Raw genomic sequence first — 22,832 nt, 5'->3', positions numbered from 1 at the left:
TTGCTTTCTTCCTTTGTTAAGGATGCCCAACGTGTCCGTTACTCTGCTAATAGAGCAACTTCTCAACGGCGTGCAGCTTGGCACCATGCTGTTTTTGATGGCCAGCGGCCTCACTCTGGTGTTCGGGGTGATGGGGTTGATCAATCTTGCCCACGGCTCTTTTTATATGGTGGGTGCCTACGCCACTGCGGCGGTGACTGCGTCAACCGGTTCTTTTCTGATTGGGCTGGGGGCTGGCATGGCGGCCGCCGCGATGGTTGGTGCCTTGGTGGAGCTACTGGTGATTCGCCGACTTTATCACCGACCCCACCTTGATCAGGTGTTGGCAACCTTTGCGCTTATTTTGATTTTTTCGGAAGGCACACGCTGGATTTTCGGCTCGTCGCCCATGCGGCTTAGCCCGCCTTCCTGGTTAACCGGGTTCGTCACGCTGCCCGGCGACACCCGCTACCCGATTTACCGGCTAATGCTGATTGGGGTAGGTATTGTTATTTCGATAGCTCTTTACTTTTTGATCTCTAAAACACGCTTGGGCATGCGCATTCGCGCCGGCGAAAGCGACCGCGAAATGATTGGCGCCCTTGGGGTGAATATTTCCAAGCTCTATACCGTCGTGTTTGCCTTGGGAGCGGGCTTAGCAGGCTTGGCCGGTGCGTTGGTGGGGGCGTTGCAATCTGTTCAGGTGGGTATGGGCGAACCGGTGCTGATTTTGGCCTTCGTGGTCATCGTCATTGGCGGTATCGGCTCCATTAAAGGGGCATTACTGGGGGCGCTTTTGGTGGGTGTGGTCGATACGCTGGGGCGGGTCTATTTGCCGATTTTTTTCCGTGCCTTTATGCCTCCCTCTGAGGCGACCGGGGTCGGTGCGGCGCTGGCTGCGATGCTGATCTATATCCTCATGGCCGTTATTCTCGCCTTCAAGCCAAAGGGACTGTTCTCTGCCCATGACTAATAACACTTCCCTAACTAATGGTGCCTCGCAAGCAGCCACCGCCGACACTGCACTTGTCCCCAAAACTGGCAGCCACTTTGACCGCAAAGGGCTGGTACAGATGGCACTGCTCGGCCTGCTACTATTGGTGCCGGTGGCCGCCTACTTCCTGGGTCATATCTACTACGTCAATCTGGCCTCGCGGATCACTATCATTGCCATGGCCGCTGTGGGCCTTAATCTGGCGATTGGCTATGGCGGCATGGTAAGTTTTGGTCATGCTGCCTATTTCGGCTTGGGCGGTTATGTGGCAGGCATCAGCGCCTACCACGCCTTCGATTTAACGCCGTTTATGACCTGGCCCTTCAGCCTACCGGGCAGCGATAGTTTGCTGGTGGTGTGGCTGGTGGCTGCCCTGCTGTGCGCGCTGCTAGCGCTGGCAATCGGCGCCATTTCGCTGCGTACCACGGGGGTGTATTTCATTATGATCACCCTCGCCTTTGCCCAGATGATTTACTACTTTGCCAACTCCTGGCCGACATACGGTGGCGAAGATGGCCTGCCAATCTATATACGCAACACTTTGCCGCTAGTCGATAGCAGCAATGCGTTAACCTATTTTCTAATCTGTTTTGTTGGCTTAGTGCTGGCGATGGCGATCACCTCGCGGCTGATGAAATCTCGTTTTGGCGCCGCCCTCACCATGGCGCGGCTAAACGATGTGCGTTTGGCCACCGCCGGTATTAGCCCCTACCCCATTCGCTTGGTGGCGTTTGTGATTTCTGCAGCCATTACCGGGCTTGCCGGGGCACTCTATGCGGATCTAAATGGCTTTGTTAGCCCCAACATGCTCAGTTGGCACTTCTCAGGTGAACTGATGGTAATTGTGATACTGGGTGGCGTGGGGCGCCTGTATGGCCCGCTGGCCGGGGCAGTACTGTTTGTCATGATGGAGACCTTCCTGGGTGGCGTCACCCAGTATTGGCAGCTTTTCCTCGGGCTAGTACTGCTGGGGGTGGTGCTGTTTGCCAAACACGGCGTGATGGGCTGGTTAGCCGGGAGGGAGCGCAATGAGTGATATCGTTCTTTCACTGCAAAAGCTGCATAAGCGCTTTGGCGCACTACAGGCGACCCAAGATGTCTCACTGGATCTTCAGCAGGGCGAAATTCACGCTCTGATTGGCCCTAACGGTGCGGGCAAATCGACGTTGATCGGCCAAATCGCCGGTAACATACGCCCGGATGAGGGCCGTGTTTTTCTAGCCGATACCGAAATCACCAGCATGAGTATTGCCCAACGCGCCCGTTTAGGGCTGGGGCGTAGTTTTCAGGTCTCCTCGTTGGCAGAGCCGCTCTCGGTAATGCGTAATGTGATGATGGGCGTTCAAGCGCTGCAGAGCCACAGCTTTCGCTTCTGGAAACCCGTCGCCCGTGACCGGCACCTGCTGGAGCCTGCGTATGCTGCACTAGAACGCATGCAGCTTAGCCACCGCGCCTGGACGCCGGTATTTGAGCTTTCCCATGGTGAGCGCCGTCAGGTGGAAGTGGCTTGCGCCCTTGCGCTGAAGCCCCGCGCCCTACTGCTGGACGAACCCATGGCGGGCCTGGGCCCGGAAGGTTCGGCAAAACTGACCGAGCTGCTGGAAGCGCTGAAACTGGAAGTGCCTATTTTGCTCATCGAGCACGATATGGAAGCGGTCTTTCGGCTTGCCGATCGTATCTCTGTGCTGGTCTCCGGTAGCGTTATCGCCCATGGCGATAGCCAAGCGATCAGGCAGGACCCACGCGTTCGGGAAGCCTACCTGGGAGATTCAGATGCTTAAAATTGCTGACATTGAAACGTTTTATGGCCCCTCCCAGGCACTGTTTGGCGTGAACCTTGAAGTGAATGCCGGTGAGATGGTGGCGTTGATGGGCCGCAACGGCATGGGCAAAACCACCACTATTCGCTCAATCTTTGGCCTTACCCCGGCAAGCCGCGGCACCATTGAGTTTGAATCCCAGAACCTGCGCCGCCTGCCCGCCTACCGTATCGCCAAAGCGGGCTTGGGCTTGGTGCCTGAAGGTCGCCGCTGTTTTCCCAATTTATCCGTGCGTGAAAACCTGCTGGTCACTGCCCGCCCCGGAGAGTGGACGCTGGAAAAAGTGGAAACGCTGTTTCCGCGTTTGGAGGAGCGCCGGGCGCAAATGGCCAAGACCCTCTCTGGCGGAGAGCAGCAGATGCTGGCCATTGGCCGGGCGCTGATGACCAACCCGCGCCTGCTAGTGCTCGATGAAGCGACCGAGGGGTTAGCACCGGTGATTCGTCAGGAAATTTGGCGGGCAATTCGGCTGTTTAAGGAGCAGGGGCAATCGACGCTGCTGGTGGATAAGTCATTGAGTGAAATCCTGCCGATTGCTGATCGCTGCACCATTCTTGAAAAGGGCAGCACGGTGTGGGTTGGGGAGCCAGCGGCACTGGACAGTTCGGTGCGTGACCGTTACCTAGGCGTGTAGTTGAGAATAAAGCAGGGGGGAAACAATAATGGCGTTCACTACCCAGCGAAAAGTCCGCTTTCAGCACTGCGATCCTGCGGGGATCGTTTTTTACCCCCGCTATTTCGAGATGATTAACTCTGTGGTGGAGGACTGGTTTGAGGAGGTCTTGCATCACGATTTTAATCAACTCCATGTGGAAACCGGTACGGGTGTGCCTACTGCCTCCATCGACACGCAGTTTCATGCACCTAGCCGGTTGGGCGAACGGCTGACCTTTAAGTTAACGGTTCAGTCTATGGGACGTAGCAGTTTAACGCTGCAGATTGTCGCTTACTGCGGTGAGAAAAAGCGCTTAACCAGTGATTCAACCCTCGTATTTGTGGATTTAAGTAGCGGTAAGTCTATGCCATGGACCGAGGCAATACGCCAGCACATTACCGTCGATAACCTATAAGGATAGCCATCATGAGTGACGCCAACGTTCATCAGCTTCTGCACCCTTCCCATTGGAAACCGGCCATCGGCTACGCTAACGGCGTGCTCGCTTCCGGCCAGACGGTTTTTGTCGGCGGTCAGATTGGTTGGAATGCCGATCAGGTATTTGAAAGTGATGATTTCGTTGTTCAGGTGAACCAGGCGCTGCAGAATATCGTGGCGATCTTAAAAGAGGCCAACGCAGGCCCTGAGCATATCGTCCGCTTAACCTGGTATGTCACGGACAAGCGGGAATATTTGGCACGGCTTAAAGAGGTGGGCGGCGCTTATCGCGAGGTACTTGGCAAGCATTTCCCGGCGATGACCATGGTTCAGGTGGCGGGGCTTGTGGAAGATCAGGCTAAGGTTGAGATCGAAGCGACCGCAGTGATTCCGGTCGTATAGCGGCACGAGTACGGGGCAGAGGCAGGGTGCCGCGGGGGCGCTGTGAACCCATCCATGGGCGCTACTTTTTCCATCCCTGGAAAAAGACCCCCGCTATACCCTGCCCCAACCCCTTGCTGGAAGCTGAACTAACAATGGCAATAGCGATGCACTTCTATTAATCATGAAACCCTTTGATCCACTCAACAAAACAGCCATCGTTTAGATAGTGTTCAAGAACCGAGAAGTGATCGACCTCGGGGAGCAACTGCTGAGTGACGTTCTGCACCTGCTCGTTTAAATGCTCGCTATAGACGCTCATCTGGCGCTCAAACTCTTTTGACTCTAAGGCCCCTGCTACCAGCTTTATAGGGGCAGCCACTCGGCACGGCAGCCATAGCGGGCTGAATTCCTGAACATCGCGCCCGCTAAGCTGCAGCTTGGGCTGTAGCCACGACCAAGGAAAGGGGCGCAAATCATATAAACCACTGACACATAGCGCGCCGCGAATCAGTTGGTTGGGCAGGCCAAAGCTGCCTTCCCAATCCGTTGACATCAGCATGGCGCACAGATGCCCGCCCGCCGAGTGCCCCGAAATACTCAACTGCTCAGGATCAACGCCTAGCTCAGCGGCATGGGTGTGAACATAGGCCACGGCGGCCTGCGCCTGACGTACTAACTCACTAAAGCGAACCTGTGGGCAGAGCGCGTAGTTGGCCACTGCGACCGTGATACCGGCGTTTACCAAGTCATCGACGATAAAGCTAAATTCACGGTGGCTTAACGCACGCCAGTAACCGCCGTGGAAAAACACGTGCACGGGAGCTTTTGGGCTATCGGGATCAGATGCATCGGCATGGAAGATATCCATGCGCTCTGCCAGTGAGGGGCCATAAGATAAATCGAGCGTTGTGCGGTGTTTAGCTCTTGATGCTTCGCTGCGCTCACGCCAATCCTTTACCAACACCGCCGGGTCTCGCCCCAGCATCGGGTCGTAGGCACGGTCGATCTCTTCTTGAGTCGTAAAGTGTTGATAAAGCATGTAAGTCTCCTTACCACAAACGCAAGGCTAAGCCCGTTTATTAATAAACAGCATCCGCAACGGGGCGATTGCCAGAATGGCAAACCCAATTAGCGTCCAGGCGGGTAGCGAGAGGCCAAGTAAGGAGAAATCGATGTTAGCGCACTCGCCAGACCCCGTTAGCACCATGGCAACGACATCCTGCATGGGCAGGATATCCATCATGTAATCGAGTCCAGGGCCGCAAGAAGGCACTTCATCGGCGGGCAAGCCTTGCAGCCAAACATGACGCCCGGCGATAAAGGCGCCAGTTCCCACAGCGACTAACGCCAGCAATCCATATATGACTTTACCCACACGCCCCGCGGGGCTGTGGATAGCAGCAATCGCAAACACAATGCCCGCCGCGATGACAGCAACGCGCTGGAAGATACATAGCGGGCATGGCTCAAAACCACCGATGTGCTCCAGGCCAAGCGCCACCGCCATCATTAGAACGCAAAAAGCCAGACCGGCCAGGGCAACCGAACGATATGAGTGCAGGATCATTGACGAACCTCAGATGGCAGCGCTGACAGAGCGCGGGATTCACGTGCTTTAGTGAAATAGACCTGTAAGAACTCTTCAAAGGTCTCTTTATCAGCGGCTTCAATATCGTGCTGCTGCTGGTGCGAGGTTTCGATCAGTTGGGCCAGTAGCGCTTCACGGCTGCGCTGCATTGGCTCCGCTTTCAATTGCTCCGCTTGCTGTTTCGCGAGGCTAAGCATCAAATCGCTTAGCGACCCGCCGTTGGCTTTGAGCTGTTCAAGCACCTGAGCGGAAGGCGTTAGCGAAGGGTCTGCCAAGCGTGGTGCTAGATTTGCCAGGGCGTCAGCATGGGGCGCCCGCTCTTCGACAGCATCCAGCAAGCGGGCAACTTCGCCCATCTCGGCGAATATCTGCTCGCCCCACTCACGCACCGAGGTAGCTTCGCCGTGGTTATAGAGCTTGAGTTCAGGGTCACGACCGCGTTCCACCACCCAGCGGCGGTTGTCATCCAGGCGGTCACACTCTTCGTCGGAGATCCAAGGGCTGTCGCTGAGCAAGCACCACATCAAGAAGGTGTCCACAAAGCGCATCTGGTCTTCAGTGACGCCGAGAGGATCAAAAGGATTCAAGTCCAAACAGCGCACTTCGATATATTCCACGCCGCGGGCTTCGAGGGCTTGGCTGGGGGTTTCGTTGTGCTTGGCAACGCGCTTTGGGCGAATATCGCTGTAGTACTCATTTTCGATCTGCAGAATATTGGCGTTTAGCTGGCGCCACTCACCGCCCTCGTTTACCCCCATTTTTTCATAGTCCGGCCACGGTGAAGAGATCGCGTGACGTAGGGTATTGACGTAGTTGGAGAGCGAGTTAAAACAGATTTTAAGCTGCGACTGCACCTTGTTTTGGTAGCCAAGGTCAGACATACGTAGCGTCGTCGCGTAAGGCGCAAAGTAGGTGTCATCGCTTAGCGACTGTAGCTTTTCAGGCACTTTTTTGTCGTCGGGCAAAAAGCTTTTATCGATGGCTGGTGAGGCACCAAACAGATAGAGCAGTAGCCAGCTATGGCGACGGAAGTGACGAATCATGCCGAAATAGCGAGTGGAGCGGTAATCGTTAAACGGGATATTGGTGGCTTTTTCCATCTCGCGCAGCGCGTGCCACATATCATCCGGTAGCGATACGTTGTAGTGAACTCCCGCAATCGCCTGCATGATCCGCCCATAGCGCATGTCCAACCCTTTGCGGTAGACATGCTTCATGGTGCCGACATTGGAGCTACCGTAATCGGCAATCGGTACGCTGTCATTACCGGAAAGCCTGGAGGGCATGCTGCCGGGCCAGATCCATTCGTTTTCCAGATGGTGATAGGTAAACGTATGCAGGTCAGATAAAAAGCACAGCGCTTCACCCGGCTGGGAGTATACCGGTGTGATGTACTCTAACAGTGACTCTGAGTAATCAGTGGTGATATGCGGGTGGGTTAACTTTGAGCCCAGCGCGTGTGGGTGCGGGGTTTGTGCAATGTGACCATTGGCATCAACCCGCAGCCCCTCTTTTTCAAGCCCACGACGTAGGCGGCCCAACCGACCAAGGCGCGCACTGGGGATCAGGCGCTCAACTTGCGCGGTCAGCGCAGATGGCACAGTGAGTAGTTCAGGCAAGGTGAACACTCCTTGTCAGTAAAGCCCGCCATAAGCGGGCCTTGGTGTAGTCAGGTGGCATCGCCATCATCGCTGTCACAAAATAGACAATAGGATATGGCGGCAACTATGTTTTTTTCAAGATATGGCTTTTTTCAAGGTACCGCTTTTTCAAGGTACGCGACTATTTGCCGCCACGCGCTTTTAACAAGGCAGCACCCAGCGCGCCCATGGGGGCCGGAGCTTCCTCAGCCTTGGCGTTGCTACGCTGGCTTCGGGACGGCTTACGGGTCGCATTGTGTTGATCCGTAGGTGAGCTGCTGTTTTCAGTTTCTGGCTGGTCATCCAGGCGCATCGATAGCCCGACCCGCTTGCGGGGAATATCCACGCTCATCACTTTGACAGTGACGATATCGCCCGCTTTGACCACGCTGCGCGGGTCATCAATAAAGCGATCCGACAGCGCGGAAATATGCACTAAGCCATCCTGATGAACACCGATATCCACAAAAGCACCAAAGTGTGTCACGTTGGTGACGGTGCCTTCGAGCACCATAGCAAGCTTGAGGTCTTTGAGGGTTTCGACCCCTTCGCGGAACTCGGCGGCTTTAAATTCAGGGCGCGGGTCGCGGCCGGGCTTATCCAGCTCTTTAAGAATGTCGTTGACCGTAGGTACACCAAAGCGCTCATCGGCAAAATCGGCAGGCTTTAACGCTTTCAGCGCGGCGCTATCACCAATCAGGCCGCGTACTTCACGACCGCTCTGCTTGGCGATCCGCTCTACTAAGGTGTAGGCCTCCGGGTGAACGGCGCTGGCATCCAAGGGATTATCAGCATTATGAATACGCAGGAAACCCGCGCACTGCTCGAAGGTTTTCGCGCCCAGGCGACTGACTTCTAACAGCTCTTTGCGGCTTTTAAAGGCGCCTTTGACATTGCGCTGGGCAACGATATTTTCGGCAATCGCGGTGCTTAGCCCAGCCACCCGAGAGAGTAGCGCGCTGGAGGCGGTGTTGAGGTCAACACCTACGGCGTTTACACAATCTTCAATCACCACTTCCAGGCTGCGGGAGAGCTGCACCTGGGAAACATCGTGCTGGTACTGGCCCACACCAATCGATTTAGGCTCGATTTTCACTAGCTCTGCCAGCGGGTCTTGCAGGCGGCGGCCAATGGAGACGGCGCCGCGGACGGTGACATCGAGATCCGGCATTTCCCGTGAGGCGTATTCAGACGCGGAGTAGACCGAGGCGCCCGCCTCCGACACCATCACTTTGCTTAAGCGGTGAGCGGGGGCTAGCGCTTTGAGCAGCTCGCCTGCCAGCTTGTCGGTTTCGCGGCTAGCGGTGCCATTGCCTACCGCAATTAACTCGACGCCGTGCTGTTTAACTAACTTGGCTAACACGGCCAGCGACTCATCCCAGCGGTTTTGCGGCGCATGAGGGTAAATCGTGGTGTGATCGACAAACTGACCGGTGGCATCAATCACCGCCACCTTACAACCGGTGCGCTGGCCGGGGTCGATAGCCAGAGTGACCTTCTGCCCTGCCGGTGCAGCCAGCAGCAGATCTTTTAGGTTAGCGGCAAATACTTCAATGGCGGTGAGCTCAGCCTGTTCGCGCAGGCGACCTAACAGCTCGGTCTCTAGTGCGGTGTAAAGCTTCACACGCCATGTCCAGCGCACCACTTCGGATAACCATTTATCCGCCGGGCGGCCTTGGTCGCTGATGCCGAACTGTTTGGCAATCGCTAGCTGGGCGGGGTGAACGGGCGCTTCGTCTTCGCTAGGCAGGCGAATCGAAAGGCTCAATATGCCTTCATTGCGCGCCCGGAACATGGCCAGGGCACGGTGTGACGGCGCTTTGGCGAGTTTTTCATCGTGCTCAAAGTAGTCGGAGAACTTGGCGCCTTCCTGCTGCTTGCCATCCAGCACTCGGGCGCTGAGTTCGCCCTCTTGCCAGAGACGTTCACGCAGTTGGCCAATGAGTTCGGGATCTTCCGCGAAGCGCTCCATCAGAATCTGCTTGGCGCCATCTAGTGCGGCTTTAGCATCTTCAATAGCGGGAATATCGCCCTCTGCCGGGCGCAGATATTTGCCCGCTTCACTTTCGGGGTCGAGACTTGGATTAGCAAGCAGTGAATCTGCCAGAGGCTCCAGCCCCGCTTCGCGAGCGATCTGCGCTTTGGTGCGGCGCTTTTTCTTAAACGGTAGGTATAGATCTTCCAGGCGCTGTTTGGTCTCAGCGGCGTCAATGCTGGCTTTCAGCGGGCCATCCAACTTGCCTTGCTCGTCAATGGCGGCGAGTACCGCTGCGCGGCGCTCTTCAAGCTCGCGCAGGTAGCGCAGGCGTTCATCAAGCTGGCGCAGCTGGATATCGTCCAGCGCGCCGGTGACTTCTTTACGGTAACGGGCAATGAACGGCACCGTGGCACCACCATCAAGCAACTCCACCGTAGCGGATACTTGCTCGGGACGTACGCCAAGCTCAGTGGCTAGGCGGGAAATAATACGCTGATTGACATCCATAAATTACAACTAACTCATGCAGCATTTTTAAGTGTCCACAAGGTATCACAAACCCGCCACGGCTGGCATGACTTGAGACATTAGCGGCGCCAGCCATGATCATCCCAAAACGGACGGCGCGCTTCACGCTTAACGGCATCGCGGCTGATACCGATATCGTTCAGCATATCGTCACTCAAGTTGCGCAGCGCATAACGTTCACGCCGCAGTTGGCGCCAACGATAAAACCGTTCCCGCCAGGTTACTTTGCTGCAACGTAGCGATACCTGCTGAGATTCATCAATTTGATGATCTATTGTCTGGCAGCATTGCAGTGAGCGCTCCATTTCAACCCCTCCTCTTTCAGTTTGTTCACCGCACCCATTAGGTTCGATGATTAAGTGTTGAAAGAAGTATTGAGCAGCGCCTAAAATCAATCCAACGAATACTCCTTATGCACAACATCAATTAGATTGATACCTATGGCCATGCTACCTACGATCGATCACGAGCTATTACGCACCTTCGTCGCCATTATCGATCAGGGCGGCTTCACCCGTGCCGCACAGACAGTGAACCGCACGCAGTCGGCGGTGAGTATGCAGATGAAACGCCTGGAGGAGGATGTGATTCAGCGGCCGCTGTTTGTACGCCAGAACCGCCAACTTCTACTGACCACAGAAGGCCGTACGCTACTTGGCTATGCGCGTAAGATTTTATCGCTGCAGGGAGAGGCGCTAACGCTTCTGCGCCAACCCGATATGGTGGGCCGCGTACGCTTGGGCGTACCAGATGACTACGTGATGCGCTTTCTGCCGGGCATCTTAAAGTCGTTTTCCCAGGCGTGGCCGCTGGTGGATGTGGATGTTCACTGCGCGCCCTCTTCGGTACTTTCGCAGCGACCGCAAGAGAGCCTTGATCTGAGTATTATGACGCGAGAGATAGGCGATGAGGTTGGCACAATATTGAGACGCGAGCCCACCGTCTGGGTAGCCGCTGAAAGCCATAGCATTCACTTACAGACGCCAGTGCCGCTGGCCATGTTTGAAGCCCCATGCTTCTGCCGTCGCCACGCCTGTAATGCGCTTGATCGAGCGGGTCAGGCTTATCGGGTTGCCTATAGCAGCCCAAGCCTAGCCACCTTACAAGCCGTTGTTGGGGCAGGATTGGCAGTATCGGCCTGGATGCACAGCTTAGTCACCCCCGATGTACGCATATTGGATGAAGCCGATGGCTTCCCCCCACTGCCTGAATCTTCCATTGTGCTGATACGGTCGCCCCACTCCACCTCACCCATTGTCGATGGTTTGGCTGAACATATTATTGAGGGGTTTAGGCTTTGAGCACTTAAAGGTCGCGATGAGTCTTCTTATGGCATACTCAACCCCGGCACCGCTTCGCGCTGCTCCCGCGGGTGCGCCGTAGGCTCACCACGCGCTACGAAAACTTGTAAAATCAGATAATTGCACGTACCGCAGCGCGGTAAAGATAAAGCGAGATCAGTGAGTGTTTTCAGGCACGGGTGACAACGACTGCGGAATTTCACCGTTTGTTGGCTGGTAGAGGCAGGAGCGATCCAGCTGTGAAAGGCTGGTTAATCCCAGCAGCGCCATGTTGCGCTCGATTTCACGCTGTAAAAGATCAGCCACATGTTCGACCCCGGCTTGCCCTGCGCAGGCGGCCGCGTAATTGAAGGGGCGCCCGACAAAGACAAAGTCGGCGCCTAGTGCCAGGGCCTTGATGACATCAGTGCCACGCCGGAAACCGCTGTCGATCATAATGGGGATATCGCTAATGCGGCGCTTAATCTCAGGTAGCACCTGCAGCGGTGAGATCGTGCAGTCCAACTGGCGAGCGCCATGGTTGGAAAGAATAATGCCATCGACCCCCGCTTGATGGGCGCGTACGGCGTCTTCAGGATTGAGTACGCCTTTGACGATCAAGGTATCGGGCCATAAGCGTCGCACCAGATCGAGATAGCTCCAGTCGAAATGTCGTCGCCCTGAGAAGTCCCGCGCGGCTTGGCGGGAGATTACTGGTGCGCCCCGCTCGGCGTGGTTGTTCTCGAAATGTGGCATGCCATGCTTCCACAACGTGCGCAGGAAGGTATTACACAGCCAGCCGGGGCGCATCAAACCATCGAATGCAAGGCGAAGGGTGGGCTCAAGGGGGGATGAAAAACCTGAACGGCGAAAATTATCGGGATTAGGCGGTACCGGGTAATCAAGGGTTACTACTAGCTTTTTAAAGCCAGCCCGCTGGATCCGCGCAAGCAGCGCTTCGATACCTTCCGGGGTGCCTGGCAGATAGGCCTGAAACCAGTCGGCGCCCTCCACTTTGGCTACTTCCTCCATGGGCACCAGCGACGAACCGCTCATGATCATGGGCAGATTTCGCTTGGCGGCGGCTCTTGCCAGCACTAAGTCGCCTTGGTAGGCCGACAGTGCGCTGATGCCCATGGGGGCGATACCGAAAGGCACTGCGTAGCGCTTGCCATAGAGTTCGGTGTGCAGATCAATCTGCGACACATTAACAAACGCTTTGGGTAAGAAACAGTACTTATCAAAAGCGGTCAGGTTCGCGTGCTGGGTTCGCCCATCCTCGGCAACATGGTCGATATAGCCAAAAATTGGCCGGGGCAGCTTGCGACGCGCTAATCGTTCAACGTCGTGTAGATTATGAATACCTGAGAGCTTTTTTTTAGCAATCAGCTGTTGAAGCTTTCCTTTCACACAACGCTCCTAATATTTGTTTTATATCGCCCTCACCTCACTGGCTCGCTTCTTCAAGCAGGCACAAATCGCAGGGCAACGCCATTGTTACACCAGCGCAGGCCGGTAGGGTCTGGACCATCTTCAAAGACATGGCCTTGATGGCCACCACAGCGGGCGCAGTGGTATTCGGTGCGAGGCCACACCAGTTTAAAATCAAGCTCTGTGAGCATATGCCCTTCTACGTGCTCGAAAAAGCTTGGCCAGCCGGTACCGGAATCATATTTCATTTCACTGGTAAACAGCAGTAGATCACAACCAGCACAGCGATATTCGCCCTCTCCCGACTCCTTATCTAATGAGCTTGAAAAGGCGGGCTCTGTGCCATGATCACGAAGAACGTTATAGGCTTCATCTGAGAGCCGTTCACGCCACTCCTCTTTGCTCAACTCCAGCTTTTCCAGCTCTGGGGAGGCTTCCAGGTCAAGGCGTGGAAAGCCAAACGAGATACCGGGCAACGCTCCCACAATACCAGTGAGGCCTGCTAGGCCTAAAAAATGACGTCTTTTCATGGGTGTATCTCCCGTGATGCTTGGTGAGGTAAGTAGCCAATAAAAATGGGACAGTGCCGTGGCGCTGTCCCATTCTGGTTTCTATCTTTTCTGACTACTTAGTCGCTCTGGCGCTCAACTACTTACACCGATCCACTGTTTTTTTAGAGCTCGTAACCTTTAGCTCAGCAGGAATTCAGGTTAACTGAGGACCGGCCTTGATAATCGCTTCGCTGACGCCTTCAAACTTCTTGAAGTTATCAACGAACTTGGTCGCCAGCTCTTTAAGGTGACGGTCGTAGGCATCACGATCTTGCCACGTTTCACGCGGGTCGAGCAGGCTGGAGTCGACGCCAGGTACAGCCACCGGTACTTGTAGATTGAGGCCATCGATATGTTTGGTGTCGATATCGCGCAGTACACCAGACTGAATGGCGCTGATGATGGCGCGTGTAGTCGGAATAGAGAAGCGTGAACCACCTTCGCCGTAAGCACCGCCGGTCCATCCGGTGTTGACCAGATATACCTGAGCATCTTTCTTATCGACACGCTTGATCAGCAGGTCTGCATACTCGCGTGCAGGGCGCGGGAAGAACGGCGCACCAAAGCAGGTAGAGAACGTGGCGGCTAAGCCTTCAGAGGAGCCCATTTCAGTGGAGCCCACTTTGGCTGTGTAGCCTGACAGGAAGTGATACGCCGCAGCTTCTTTGGAAAGAATTGATACCGGCGGCAGCACACCAGACATATCGCAGGTCAGAAACACGATGGCATTTGGCTCGCCTGCCAGGTTTTCCGGTACGCGCTTCTCGACGTGCTCTAGCGGGTAGGCAGCACGTGAGTTCTGGGTCAGGCTGTCATCCGCGTAATCAGGCTCACGACGGTCATCCAGCACGACGTTTTCCAGCACGGTACCAAACTTGATAGCGTTCCAGATAACCGGCTCATTCTTCTCTGATAGGTCGATGCACTTAGCGTAGCAGCCGCCTTCCATGTTGAAGACGATACCATCGCCCCAAGCGTGCTCATCATCGCCGATCAAGAAGCGTGCCTGGTCAGCGGAAAGCGTGGTTTTACCGGTGCCCGAAAGACCGAAGAAGAGGCATGTTTCGCCATCTTCGCCAACGTTCGCGGAGCAGTGCATGGGCAGCACGTCGGCGGCGGGGAGCAGGAAGTTCTGCACTGAGAACATGGCTTTTTTCATTTCACCGGCGTAGCGCATACCCGCGATAAGCACTTTTTTGTCGGCGAAGTTGATGATCACGCAACCATCAGAGTTGGTGCCGTCGCGAGCAGGGTCACACTCAAAGCCTGCGGCATTGAGGATTGTCCACTCGTCTTTCGCGGCTTGGTTATAGGCCTGAGGGCGGACAAACATGGTACGACCAAACAGGTTTTGCCACGCTGTTTCGGTGGCGACGCGAACGGGCAGGTAGTGAGTAGCGTCACTGCCTACGTGCAATTCAGAAACGAAATGTTCTTGGCTGACCAGGTGGTCATTGACCCGATTCCACAAGGCGTTGAATTTGTCAGCATCAAAGGGCTGGTTAACGTTTCCCCAATCGATTTGGCTGCTAGTGGTGGGCTCGTCGACGATATAACGGTCTTTCGGTGAACGGCCGGTACGCAGGCCGGTATTAACTACCAGGGCACCGTTAGCCGAGAGGCGGCCTTCGCCACGTGCCACGGCGCGCTCGACAAGGTCGGCGCTGCTGAGATTGACGTGGGCTTGGGGAGCTTGAGTCGTGGTCATGTCGATTCCTGGGCCTTAAGGCCGTTATATCTCGTTACCGGGCGCTAGAAGCTGTTTACAAAAGCACTGCTCGCCTGCTTTGTAATCACCTTCTGACCGACGCCTTAAAGTTCATCCCAACCGGTGTTAATTCGGCTGGGCACGCTGAAGTCCGGCGCATTATGGCAAAAAGAAAGCCCCCGGGAAACGGGGGCGTAGATCAAATATCTTGTAGTTAAACTACTACAAAGACACTATATTTTGTGTTGCAGCGCAGTAAGAATTAAAACGGTCGTTTGCATGAATGGCCAAATTCATTGAATCCATTGGCCCTCCCCGCACCTCCTTACAAACTGCCGTCAAGCGCTCTCGACTACACATTTAGTGAATCGTGGGTGATGGTGCTTCAGGGTCGTCCAACAAAGTTTCAATATCAGCTGCTGTGTAGTGATATTTCGTGTGGCAAAAGTGGCATTGGGTGTCGATTGCGCCCTGTTCGAGGAGAATATCGCGCAGTTCTTCCTTGCCAAGCGAGTGCAGTGCATTGCTCATTCTTTCACGAGAGCAGGTGCAGCCAAAGCGCAGTGCTTTGGGTTCAAAAACACGTACGGTCTCTTCATGGTATAGACGATGAAGCACCTCTCGTTGTTCAAGGCCGAGTAGCTCTTCTGTTTTAATCGTATCGGCTAGCTGCACGCTGCGATCCCAGGCATCAACATCCTGATTTTGAGACTCTTCCGGCAGACGTTGCAGTAGTAATCCGCCTGCACGCTCTTCATTCGCGGCTAACCATAGCCGAGTAGGTAACTGCTCAGATTGGCTAAAGTAGGCTTCCAGGCAGCCACCCAGCGTCTCTTGATCCAGCGCTACAATCCCTTGATAGCGGTGCCCTTCGCGAGGATCGAGGGTAATCACGATTTGACCTTCACCAACCAGCTCACGGAAGGTGGCATGCTCACTCGGCAGCGCAGCCTCTTCTGCTATTCGCGCAATGGCACGCAGTTCGCCACCGGGATTGGATTCGGCCATTAGCAGTGAAAGCACGCCGCCACCACGTACCTCGATGCTCAGCGTGCCATCCAGTTTTACGGTATCGGTCAGCAGGGCCACAGCGGCTAACAACTCGCCCAGCAGCTCGTTTACCGCGGGTGGGTAGGCGTGACGATCCAATACTTCGTGATAGGCCGCCGCCAGGGTAACGATCTCGCCGCGTACATTGGTGTGATCGAACATAAAGCGCTGAATTTGATCGGACATAATTTGGCAACCTAGTTATTTAAGTACAGCGAGTATTTAAAGACGGCTAGTTGAACTGGTTTATTAATGGAAGGTTACTCACCCTGATGGCGCTGAAAGCGCTGAATGTCGCGACGCTGCTTTTTATCAGGGCGTTTGAGCGGATGCTGCATCGCCTCATTAGTGAGGCGCCTTGCTTCAGCCTCTTTAGCCCGGCGTTGAATGCTTTCTTCGGTTTCCGCATAGAGTGTGCGCGCTTCAGGCGCCCCACGGCGTTGATCAGAGAGTGATAAAACCTCTACCTCTAATATCTCCCACCCCTGGGGCACGCGAATAAGCGCACCGATTTCTACCTGTTTGCTGGTTTTCGCGCGGCCACCGTCATAATTAACTTTGCCGCCTTCAATCGCTTTTTTAGCAAGTGCGCGGGTCTTAAAAAAACGCGCGGCCCAAAGCCATTTATCTAAGCGTACACTTTCGCTCATTAACGCTCTCCTTGCGTTTCTGTCAGCTGTTCTGGCAGTTGTTCGGGTAACAGATGGGCAAAGCGATCAAGCGCGATGAATTCCAGAAGCTCTTTTTCAGGGCGCTTGCTATCAGGCTGTTTAATCCCCAGCAAATGTTTAATACCAAACTCACGAGCGCTCTCAAGCACACGAGGATTGTCGTCAATAAACAGCGTGCGCGCGGGATCGAAGGCTTCTATATCCTGTAATGCAAACCAGAACGCCTGCTCCTCTTTCGCCGCGCCAACATCTTCTGACGAAACGATAGCGTCCAAGTAGCTTTCCAAGCCGGTGAGGGGTAGCTTCAGTGCCAGGCTTGCGCGATCAGCGTTGGTGGCGAGTACCACCCTTGGATGTGCTTGCTTCAGCCATTTTAGAAAATCCAGTGCGTCACTGCGCAGGCCTATCAGGTGCTGAACTTCCTGTTTCAGGGCAACAATATCTACCCCGAGCTCGCGGCTCCAGTAAGCTAAGCTGTACCAGTTCAAGGTACCCTGCTCGCCGATGATGCGCGCGCGCAGCGCTTCTTGAGAGGCTTCGTCAAGTTGGTGCAGTTCACGGTAGCGTCGCGGTAAATGCTCCAGCCAGAAGTGGCTGTCGAAGTGTAAGTCCAGCAGCGTGCCATCCATATCTAGTAGGACGGTGTCTATCTCGCGCCAATCAATCATTGCCGCTCCAGTCGCATAAGGAGTAAGCATGCTATTGTAGCTTAACCGCCTTTTTCCAGCCATGGAGGCACACGTTTATGTCTACTTATCCCCCAACGCAACCACCCTTTAACCGCGCTGAAGATAGCTACGATCATCGCTCAGGCTACCAGCGTAAGCCGCAGATTCTAGCGCGCACCCGCGTCGCCCAGAGCCGTCTGTTTCAGATTGAGTCACTTGATTTGCGCTTTTCTAATGGTGAAGAGCGTCAGTTTGAACGCTTAACCGGTGCCGATCGGGGCGCGGTGATGATGGTGGCAATGCCCGACCCAGACCACGTGCTGCTGATTCGCGAATACGCGGCCGGTTTTGAAGATTATGTGCTCACTCTGCCTAAGGGTCTGGTCGACCCCGGTGAAGATATCATTACCGCGGCTAACCGCGAGTTAATGGAGGAGTGTGGGGTGGGTGCGCATCGTATTGAACCGCTGGTAGAGCTTTCTCTGGCGCCTAACTATATGCGCCACCGAATGCAGGTACTGCTAGCCACCGATCTTTACCCCAAGCGCCTGCCAGGAGATGAGCCAGAGCCACTCATCGTTGAAACCCACGCCATCGAAGATATAACTACCCTTCTCCTACGCGAGGATTTTCACGAAGCCCGCGCCATCGCCGCGCTCTATATCGCCCGAGACAGGTTGCGGGAAGAGAAACGCAATAGCGCGACGGATTTGCTTTGAAAGGTCAGTGAATAGTAAGTAGTAAGAAGTGAGTAGGCCACTGTCGCGGGTGCGCTTCGCTTACCCGCTACGAAAACCCAAAGGTTCAGCTTCGAGCACGTATCGTAGCGCGTATATGGACTCCTCCTCGCTTGCAAGCACAAAAGGTCATGGCAGCAATGTCGACTGCTAGCGTATATCCGGTCTCGTCAAAGATGCCTAACGTGTGGGCATCGGACCTTAATGGGCTATTCGCACGCCGGGTACCCGCAGGGTAAACGAGCTTTTATGCTCTACGCGCTACACGGTATGGCCCGGCGTCGGTTCGACCTGTTCGCCATCTCTCTTGTGGTGTTGCAATCGGGGTGGTGGGAACACTGGTTAAAGGTTAAATGTTGCTGGCCACGTCGCCTGCTTACGCCGCGGCAGCCAACTCAGGGTTATACGGCACCTCGTAACGCGTGACGGCCCACGCCATACGCGCGGTCTTGTTGGCTAGCGCCACAATAGCCACGTTGCGATGTTTGCGCACCGCCAGGTGCTTGATCCACTGACTAAGCCCGTCTTCTTGCCTGACGGCAAAACGCAGCACCGCTCGTGCGCCATGGACCAGCAGCTTTCGCAAGTAACTATTGCCACGTTTACTGATCCCCAGCAGGCGCTCTCGCCCGCCCGTGCTATGTTGCCGCGGGGTCAGCCCTAATGAGGCGGCAAAGTCGCGTCCACGCTTATAGATAGCGCCATCACCCAGCACGCCCGATAACGCACTGGCGGTAATGGGGCCAATGCCGCGCAGGGTCATTAAGCGCTTGGCGACCGGGTCGGTGTTGGCATGCGTTTCAATGGTAGTGGTGAGCTGCTCAACGCGCTCATCTAAATAGCGTAGGTCATCTGCTAAGTCGGCCAATAGGCGGCGAAAGCGGTCACTGAGCCCGTTGGTGGCATCCTCCAGCCAGAGAGGTAGCGCCCGCCGCAACTGCTGGATACCCGCGGGGGTAATAAAGCCATACTCACCGACGAGGCCACGGATTTGATTGGCCTTCGCCGTGCGCTGGCTAATCAGCTCTTCGCGTATCCGGTGAGTGGCTTGGCAGTCCTGTTGATCAACGGTTTTAACGGCGACAAAGCGCATCGTGGGACGGCCTAATGCCTCACAAATGGCTTCGGCATCTGCCCGATCATTTTTATTCGTTTTAACGTAAGGCTTCACGAACTGAGCGGCGATCAGCTTTACCTGGTAACCCCGTGCTTGAAGTTCCCGTGCCCAATAATGAGCCGAGGCACACGCTTCCATGCCAATAAGGGAACCTTGAACACGGCGACAGATTGCATCCAGCCACTTGTTACGGGCATATTTACCCCGCCACTGAGTCTGCTCATGTCGATCAACGCCATGAACGTGAAAGACAGACTTTGCGATATCCACACCCACTCGGCTAATGTTCATATGGGCTTCTCCTGACTCTCAAGCTGATAGTTTTTCAACCACCTACCAGTATGGCGCACAGACGCCGGAGTAGGGTGAGGAGGAGTCCATCCCATTGGGTAACGAATCTCGCGAGGCACGAGCGAATGAGGCACCCGCGGGAGGCGGCGGAACGACGCCCAATGGCACGGAACCAACCCCGGCATCGCTTCGCCCTGCTTCCGCGGGTGCGCTGACGCTTACGCCGCGCTACGAAAACCCACTCACGATTCACCCTGCACCCTTTACCTCAATGATTTTTCAATGCTATCCATCGCCGTTGGCGGTGGCTGTCCAGGCCTGCTTCCAGCAGGGCCATTGAGCGCAAGGCGTCGTCGACACTTACAGGGAGCGGTGTTTTATCACGGATAGCGGCGGTGATACCTTGGTAATAGGCCAAGTAGTCCCCTGGCAGGGTTGGAAGTTCACAGCGCGTTAGCGGCGCGTTTTCGCTCTCCTCTTTGCGCAGCGTCAGGGTGCCATGTTGGGTGTCTTCACCCCACTGCGGTGTCGGCACTTCGCCTGCTTTCAAGCGATCTTCTTGCGGATCCAGACCGTATTTTATGAAGCTGCCTTGAGTGCCATTAATCCGAAAGCGCGGTGTTGGTTCGGCCACCAGCGTACCCGCCGCCAAAGTAACGCGAAAGCCTTCGTAGTCGAGCAGCGCCAGGAAGTCATCGTCGGCCTTGGCGCCATCCCGCTGCGCGCCCAGTTCCAGCAGAATAGCCTGGGGCATGCCAAACAGCTCGCAGGCTTGATCCAACAGGTGTGGGCCCAGGTCGTACCAGATCCCCCCACCGGGGGCAGCCTTCTCTCGCCAGCGGTCGCGCACTTCCGGGCGGAAGCGGTCAAAATGGGATTCAAAATTGACCAGTCGCCCTAGTGTGCCCGCTTTAAGCAGCGCTTTAACGGTCAGAAAGTCGCTGTCCCAGCGGCGGTTGTGAAAGGCCGATAGCAGGCGTTGTTTATCTTCTGCCAGCGCCTTCAGCAATTTGGCCTCTGAGAGCGTGACCGTAAACGGTTTATCGATCACCACATGCTTACCCGCCGTCAACGCCGCCTTAGCGATAGAATAGTGCGTATCGTTAGGCGTTGGGATCACAATCAGGTCGATATCACTGCGTTTGCAGAGCGCTAATGCCTGAGCCTCAACCTCTACATTGGGAAGTGATGCCTGCACCTTGGCAGCGTCGCTTGAAGAGACGGCCACTAAATCCAGGCCCTCCGTGGCCTGGATCAGTGGTGCATGGAAGGTTTGGCTAGCAAAACCATAGCCGACTAAACCAACGTTTATAATTGCCTTCATTTGATTCCTTACTCGAGCCTATTGCATGTTTTAGCTGTGTGTTTCAGCTACCTGTATCAGTCGAGTTTGCTTAAATCACGAACCGCCCCTTTATCGGCAGATGTCGCCAGTAGCGCATAGGCTTTAAGCGCCGGCGTTATCTTACGGGGGCGCTGTTCAGCAGGCTTCCAGGCCGTGGCACCTTTGGCTTCCATCGCCTCGCGGCGAGCTACCAGTTCGGCATCCGTCAGTTGGACATTGATCGAGCGATTGGGAATATCGATGCGGATCAGGTCGCCCTGCTCGATCAAGCCAATCGCGCCACCCGCAGCGGCCTCTGGCGAAACATGGCCAATGGAAAGTCCGGAGGTGCCGCCTGAGAAACGCCCGTCGGTGAGTAGTGCGCAGGCCTTACCCAACCCTTTGGATTTGAGATAGGAGGTGGGATAGAGCATTTCCTGCATACCGGGGCCACCCTTAGGGCCTTCGTAGCGGATAACCACCACATCGCCTGCTTTAACTTTATCTGCGAGCACATCGGCGACTGCTTGATCCTGGGACTCAACCACATGGGCAGGACCTTCAAAGACCAATATCGACTCGTCGACGCCTGCGGTTTTCACCACGCAGCCATCCAGGGCGATATTGCCGTAAAGCACCGCTAAGCCGCCCTGCTGGGAAAACGCGTGCTCAAGATCGCGAATACAGCCCGTAGTGCGGTCGCCATCCAGGCTTGGCCAGCGGGCACTTTGTGAAAACGCTACCTGAGTCGGCACGCCGCCCGGGCCTGCTTTGAAAAACTCAACCACCTCGGCACTGGGCGAGCGCATGATATCCCACTCATCCAACGCCTCTTTCAGGCTATCGCCATACACGGTGGGCACCGAGGTATCCAGCACGCCCGCGCGATCCAACTCGCCCAGAATCGCCATGATACCGCCCGCACGGTGAACGTCTTCGATGTGGTACTTCTGGGTATTGGGTGCGACTTTACATAGCTGGGGAACTTCACGGGAGAGCCGGTCGATATCCGACATAGTGAAGTCCAGCTCGGCTTCCTGGGCCGCGGCGAGGAAGTGCAGGATAGTATTCGTGGAACCGCCCATGGCGATATCCAGGGTCATGGCATTTTTAAACGCCGCCTTGGAGGCTATGGCGCGGGGTAGCAAATGCACTTCCTCGCCTTCGTAGTAGCGCTTGGCCAGCTCAACAATTCGATGGCCGGCGGTTTCAAACAGGCGGCGGCGATCAGAGTGGGTGGCCAGCATGGTGCCGTTACCGGGTAAAGCCAAGCCCAGCGCCTCGGTCAGGCAGTTCATCGAATTGGCGGTAAACATGCCTGAGCAGCTGCCACAGGTGGGGCAAGCGCTACGCTCTACTTCGGCAAGGGTATCATCATCGACGCTGTCGTCAGCGGCCATGACCATGGCATCAACTAAATCCAGCCCATGGTTAAGCAGCTTGGTTTTTCCGGCTTCCATGGGGCCGCCGGAAACGAAGATAACGGGAATATTGAGGCGCAGAGCAGCCATCAGCATTCCTGGGGTGATTTTATCGCAGTTGGAGATACACACCAGCGCATCGGCGCAGTGGGCATTGCACATATACTCAACGCTGTCGGCGATTAAATCGCGGCTTGGCAGCGAGTAGAGCATGCCGTCGTGCCCCATGGCGATGCCGTCATCCACCGCAATGGTATTGAACTCTTTCGCTACGCCACCGGCTTTCTCAATTTCCCGCGCGACCAGTTGGCCCATGTCTTTTAAGTGAACATGGCCGGGCACGAACTGGGTGAAGGAGTTGGCGACCGCAATAATCGGCTTTTGAAAATCACCGTCCTGCATACCCGTTGCGCGCCATAGCGCGCGGGCACCGGCCATATTACGGCCAGCGGTGGTGGTGCGTGAGCGATACTCTGGCATGGCGTCCTCTACTGTCTATTTTTTTACTGTCTTTTATTTATCAGCCCACTGCATAAAAGCGTGGGCTGGGGGGCATTCCAAAGGTCTTAGATTGTGGCA

General features: G+C 55.5%; 22 protein-coding genes. 8 read left to right on the top strand and 14 right to left on the bottom strand.

Annotated features, from left to right (window positions below; all coding sequences use genetic code 11):
* The first annotated feature begins 31 nt into the window (after positions 1-31).
* Genes MLE19_RS01360 through MLE19_RS01335 form a run of 6 tightly spaced genes read left to right on the top strand, consistent with a single transcriptional unit; the run spans position 32 to position 4,288 of the window.
* Positions 32-952, top strand: coding sequence for a branched-chain amino acid ABC transporter permease (locus MLE19_RS01360; protein WP_180096138.1), 921 nt, complete (start codon positions 32-34; stop codon positions 950-952).
* On the top strand, positions 945-2,009 hold the full coding sequence (locus tag MLE19_RS01355; protein WP_240716274.1) for a branched-chain amino acid ABC transporter permease: 1,065 nt from the start codon (positions 945-947) through the stop codon (positions 2,007-2,009). The genes MLE19_RS01360 and MLE19_RS01355 overlap by 8 nt, the downstream gene beginning before the upstream one ends.
* Positions 2,002-2,754 carry an ABC transporter ATP-binding protein gene (locus MLE19_RS01350; protein WP_240716273.1) on the top strand — a complete coding sequence of 251 codons (753 nt, stop codon included), beginning with the start codon at positions 2,002-2,004 and terminating at the stop codon, positions 2,752-2,754. The genes MLE19_RS01355 and MLE19_RS01350 overlap by 8 nt, the downstream gene beginning before the upstream one ends.
* Positions 2,747-3,427, top strand: a complete 681-nt coding sequence (locus tag MLE19_RS01345) for an ABC transporter ATP-binding protein (protein WP_240716272.1) — start codon at positions 2,747-2,749, stop codon at positions 3,425-3,427. Before MLE19_RS01350 ends, MLE19_RS01345 begins: the two co-directional genes overlap by 8 nt.
* Positions 3,428-3,455: 28 nt before the next feature.
* Positions 3,456-3,863 (top strand): acyl-CoA thioesterase, encoded by a 408-nt coding sequence (locus MLE19_RS01340; protein WP_240716271.1) that lies wholly within the window; start codon positions 3,456-3,458, stop codon positions 3,861-3,863.
* 11 nt (positions 3,864-3,874) lie between these two features.
* Positions 3,875-4,288, top strand: a complete 414-nt coding sequence (locus MLE19_RS01335; RefSeq protein ID WP_240716269.1) for a RidA family protein — start codon at positions 3,875-3,877, stop codon at positions 4,286-4,288.
* Between the two features lie 157 nt (positions 4,289-4,445).
* Here MLE19_RS01335 and MLE19_RS01330 read toward each other — a convergent pair whose 3' ends face one another.
* From MLE19_RS01330 to MLE19_RS01310, 5 genes are all read right to left on the bottom strand, one after another.
* Entirely contained in the window at positions 4,446-5,309 is an 864-nt protein-coding gene (locus MLE19_RS01330; protein WP_240716268.1) for an alpha/beta hydrolase, read from the bottom strand.
* A 27-nt stretch (positions 5,310-5,336) separates the two neighbouring features.
* Positions 5,337-5,837 (bottom strand): disulfide bond formation protein B, encoded by a 501-nt coding sequence (locus tag MLE19_RS01325; protein ID WP_240716267.1) that lies wholly within the window; start codon positions 5,835-5,837, stop codon positions 5,337-5,339.
* Entirely contained in the window at positions 5,834-7,477 is a 1,644-nt protein-coding gene (gene gshA, locus MLE19_RS01320; protein ID WP_240716265.1) for a glutamate--cysteine ligase, read from the bottom strand. Before gshA ends, MLE19_RS01325 begins: the two co-directional genes overlap by 4 nt.
* A gap of 163 nt (positions 7,478-7,640) precedes the next feature.
* Complete coding sequence (locus MLE19_RS01315; protein ID WP_240716264.1) at positions 7,641-9,983, bottom strand: Tex family protein; 2,343 nt, start codon at positions 9,981-9,983, stop codon at positions 7,641-7,643.
* 80 nt (positions 9,984-10,063) lie between these two features.
* Entirely contained in the window at positions 10,064-10,309 is a 246-nt protein-coding gene (locus tag MLE19_RS01310; RefSeq protein WP_240716263.1) for a DUF1127 domain-containing protein, read from the bottom strand.
* Between the two features lie 135 nt (positions 10,310-10,444).
* Between MLE19_RS01310 and MLE19_RS01305 the strand changes: the two genes are divergently transcribed.
* Positions 10,445-11,305: a LysR substrate-binding domain-containing protein gene (locus MLE19_RS01305; RefSeq protein WP_240716262.1), complete on the top strand. Its 861-nt coding sequence runs from the start codon at positions 10,445-10,447 to the stop codon at positions 11,303-11,305.
* 156 nt (positions 11,306-11,461) lie between these two features.
* Here the strand turns inward: MLE19_RS01305 and MLE19_RS01300 are convergent, their stop codons facing one another.
* From MLE19_RS01300 to yrfG, 6 genes are all read right to left on the bottom strand, one after another.
* A complete protein-coding gene (locus MLE19_RS01300; RefSeq protein WP_240716261.1) occupies positions 11,462-12,694 on the bottom strand; it encodes an alpha-hydroxy acid oxidase in 1,233 nt (410 codons plus the stop codon).
* Positions 12,695-12,747: 53 nt separating this feature from the next.
* The gene (gene msrB, locus MLE19_RS01295) at positions 12,748-13,245 is read right to left on the bottom strand and encodes a peptide-methionine (R)-S-oxide reductase MsrB (RefSeq protein WP_240716260.1); all 498 of its coding nucleotides are present in this window, start codon (positions 13,243-13,245) and stop codon (positions 12,748-12,750) included.
* Between the two features lie 175 nt (positions 13,246-13,420).
* Positions 13,421-14,974, bottom strand: a complete 1,554-nt coding sequence (locus tag MLE19_RS01290) for a phosphoenolpyruvate carboxykinase (protein WP_240716259.1) — start codon at positions 14,972-14,974, stop codon at positions 13,421-13,423.
* 360 nt (positions 14,975-15,334) lie between these two features.
* Entirely contained in the window at positions 15,335-16,210 is an 876-nt protein-coding gene (gene hslO, locus MLE19_RS01285) for an Hsp33 family molecular chaperone HslO (protein ID WP_240716258.1), read from the bottom strand.
* Positions 16,211-16,284: 74 nt separating this feature from the next.
* Positions 16,285-16,674, bottom strand: coding sequence for an RNA-binding S4 domain-containing protein (locus tag MLE19_RS01280; RefSeq protein ID WP_240716257.1), 390 nt, complete (start codon positions 16,672-16,674; stop codon positions 16,285-16,287).
* Positions 16,674-17,363 carry a GMP/IMP nucleotidase gene (gene yrfG, locus MLE19_RS01275; protein WP_240716256.1) on the bottom strand — a complete coding sequence of 230 codons (690 nt, stop codon included), beginning with the start codon at positions 17,361-17,363 and terminating at the stop codon, positions 16,674-16,676. Before yrfG ends, MLE19_RS01280 begins: the two co-directional genes overlap by 1 nt.
* Positions 17,364-17,440: 77 nt before the next feature.
* Here yrfG and nudE point away from each other — a divergent pair, with 77 nt between their 5' ends.
* Complete coding sequence (gene nudE, locus MLE19_RS01270; protein WP_240716255.1) at positions 17,441-18,082, top strand: ADP compounds hydrolase NudE; 642 nt, start codon at positions 17,441-17,443, stop codon at positions 18,080-18,082.
* Between the two features lie 394 nt (positions 18,083-18,476).
* Here nudE and MLE19_RS01265 read toward each other — a convergent pair whose 3' ends face one another.
* From MLE19_RS01265 to ilvD, 3 genes are all read right to left on the bottom strand, one after another.
* Positions 18,477-19,508, bottom strand: coding sequence for an IS110 family transposase (locus tag MLE19_RS01265; RefSeq protein ID WP_240716254.1), 1,032 nt, complete (start codon positions 19,506-19,508; stop codon positions 18,477-18,479).
* Positions 19,509-19,776: 268 nt separating this feature from the next.
* On the bottom strand, positions 19,777-20,832 hold the full coding sequence (locus MLE19_RS01260; RefSeq protein WP_240716253.1) for an oxidoreductase: 1,056 nt from the start codon (positions 20,830-20,832) through the stop codon (positions 19,777-19,779).
* Positions 20,833-20,888: 56 nt separating this feature from the next.
* Entirely contained in the window at positions 20,889-22,733 is a 1,845-nt protein-coding gene (gene ilvD, locus MLE19_RS01255) for a dihydroxy-acid dehydratase (RefSeq protein WP_240716252.1), read from the bottom strand.
* Positions 22,734-22,832: the final 99 nt, after the last annotated feature.

Source organism: Vreelandella neptunia (assembly GCF_022489065.1).
Taxonomy (GTDB): Bacteria; Pseudomonadota; Gammaproteobacteria; order Pseudomonadales; family Halomonadaceae; genus Vreelandella; species Vreelandella neptunia_A.
Note: the sequence above shows the minus strand (reverse complement) of the source record. Positions and strands in the feature narration are given on the sequence as shown.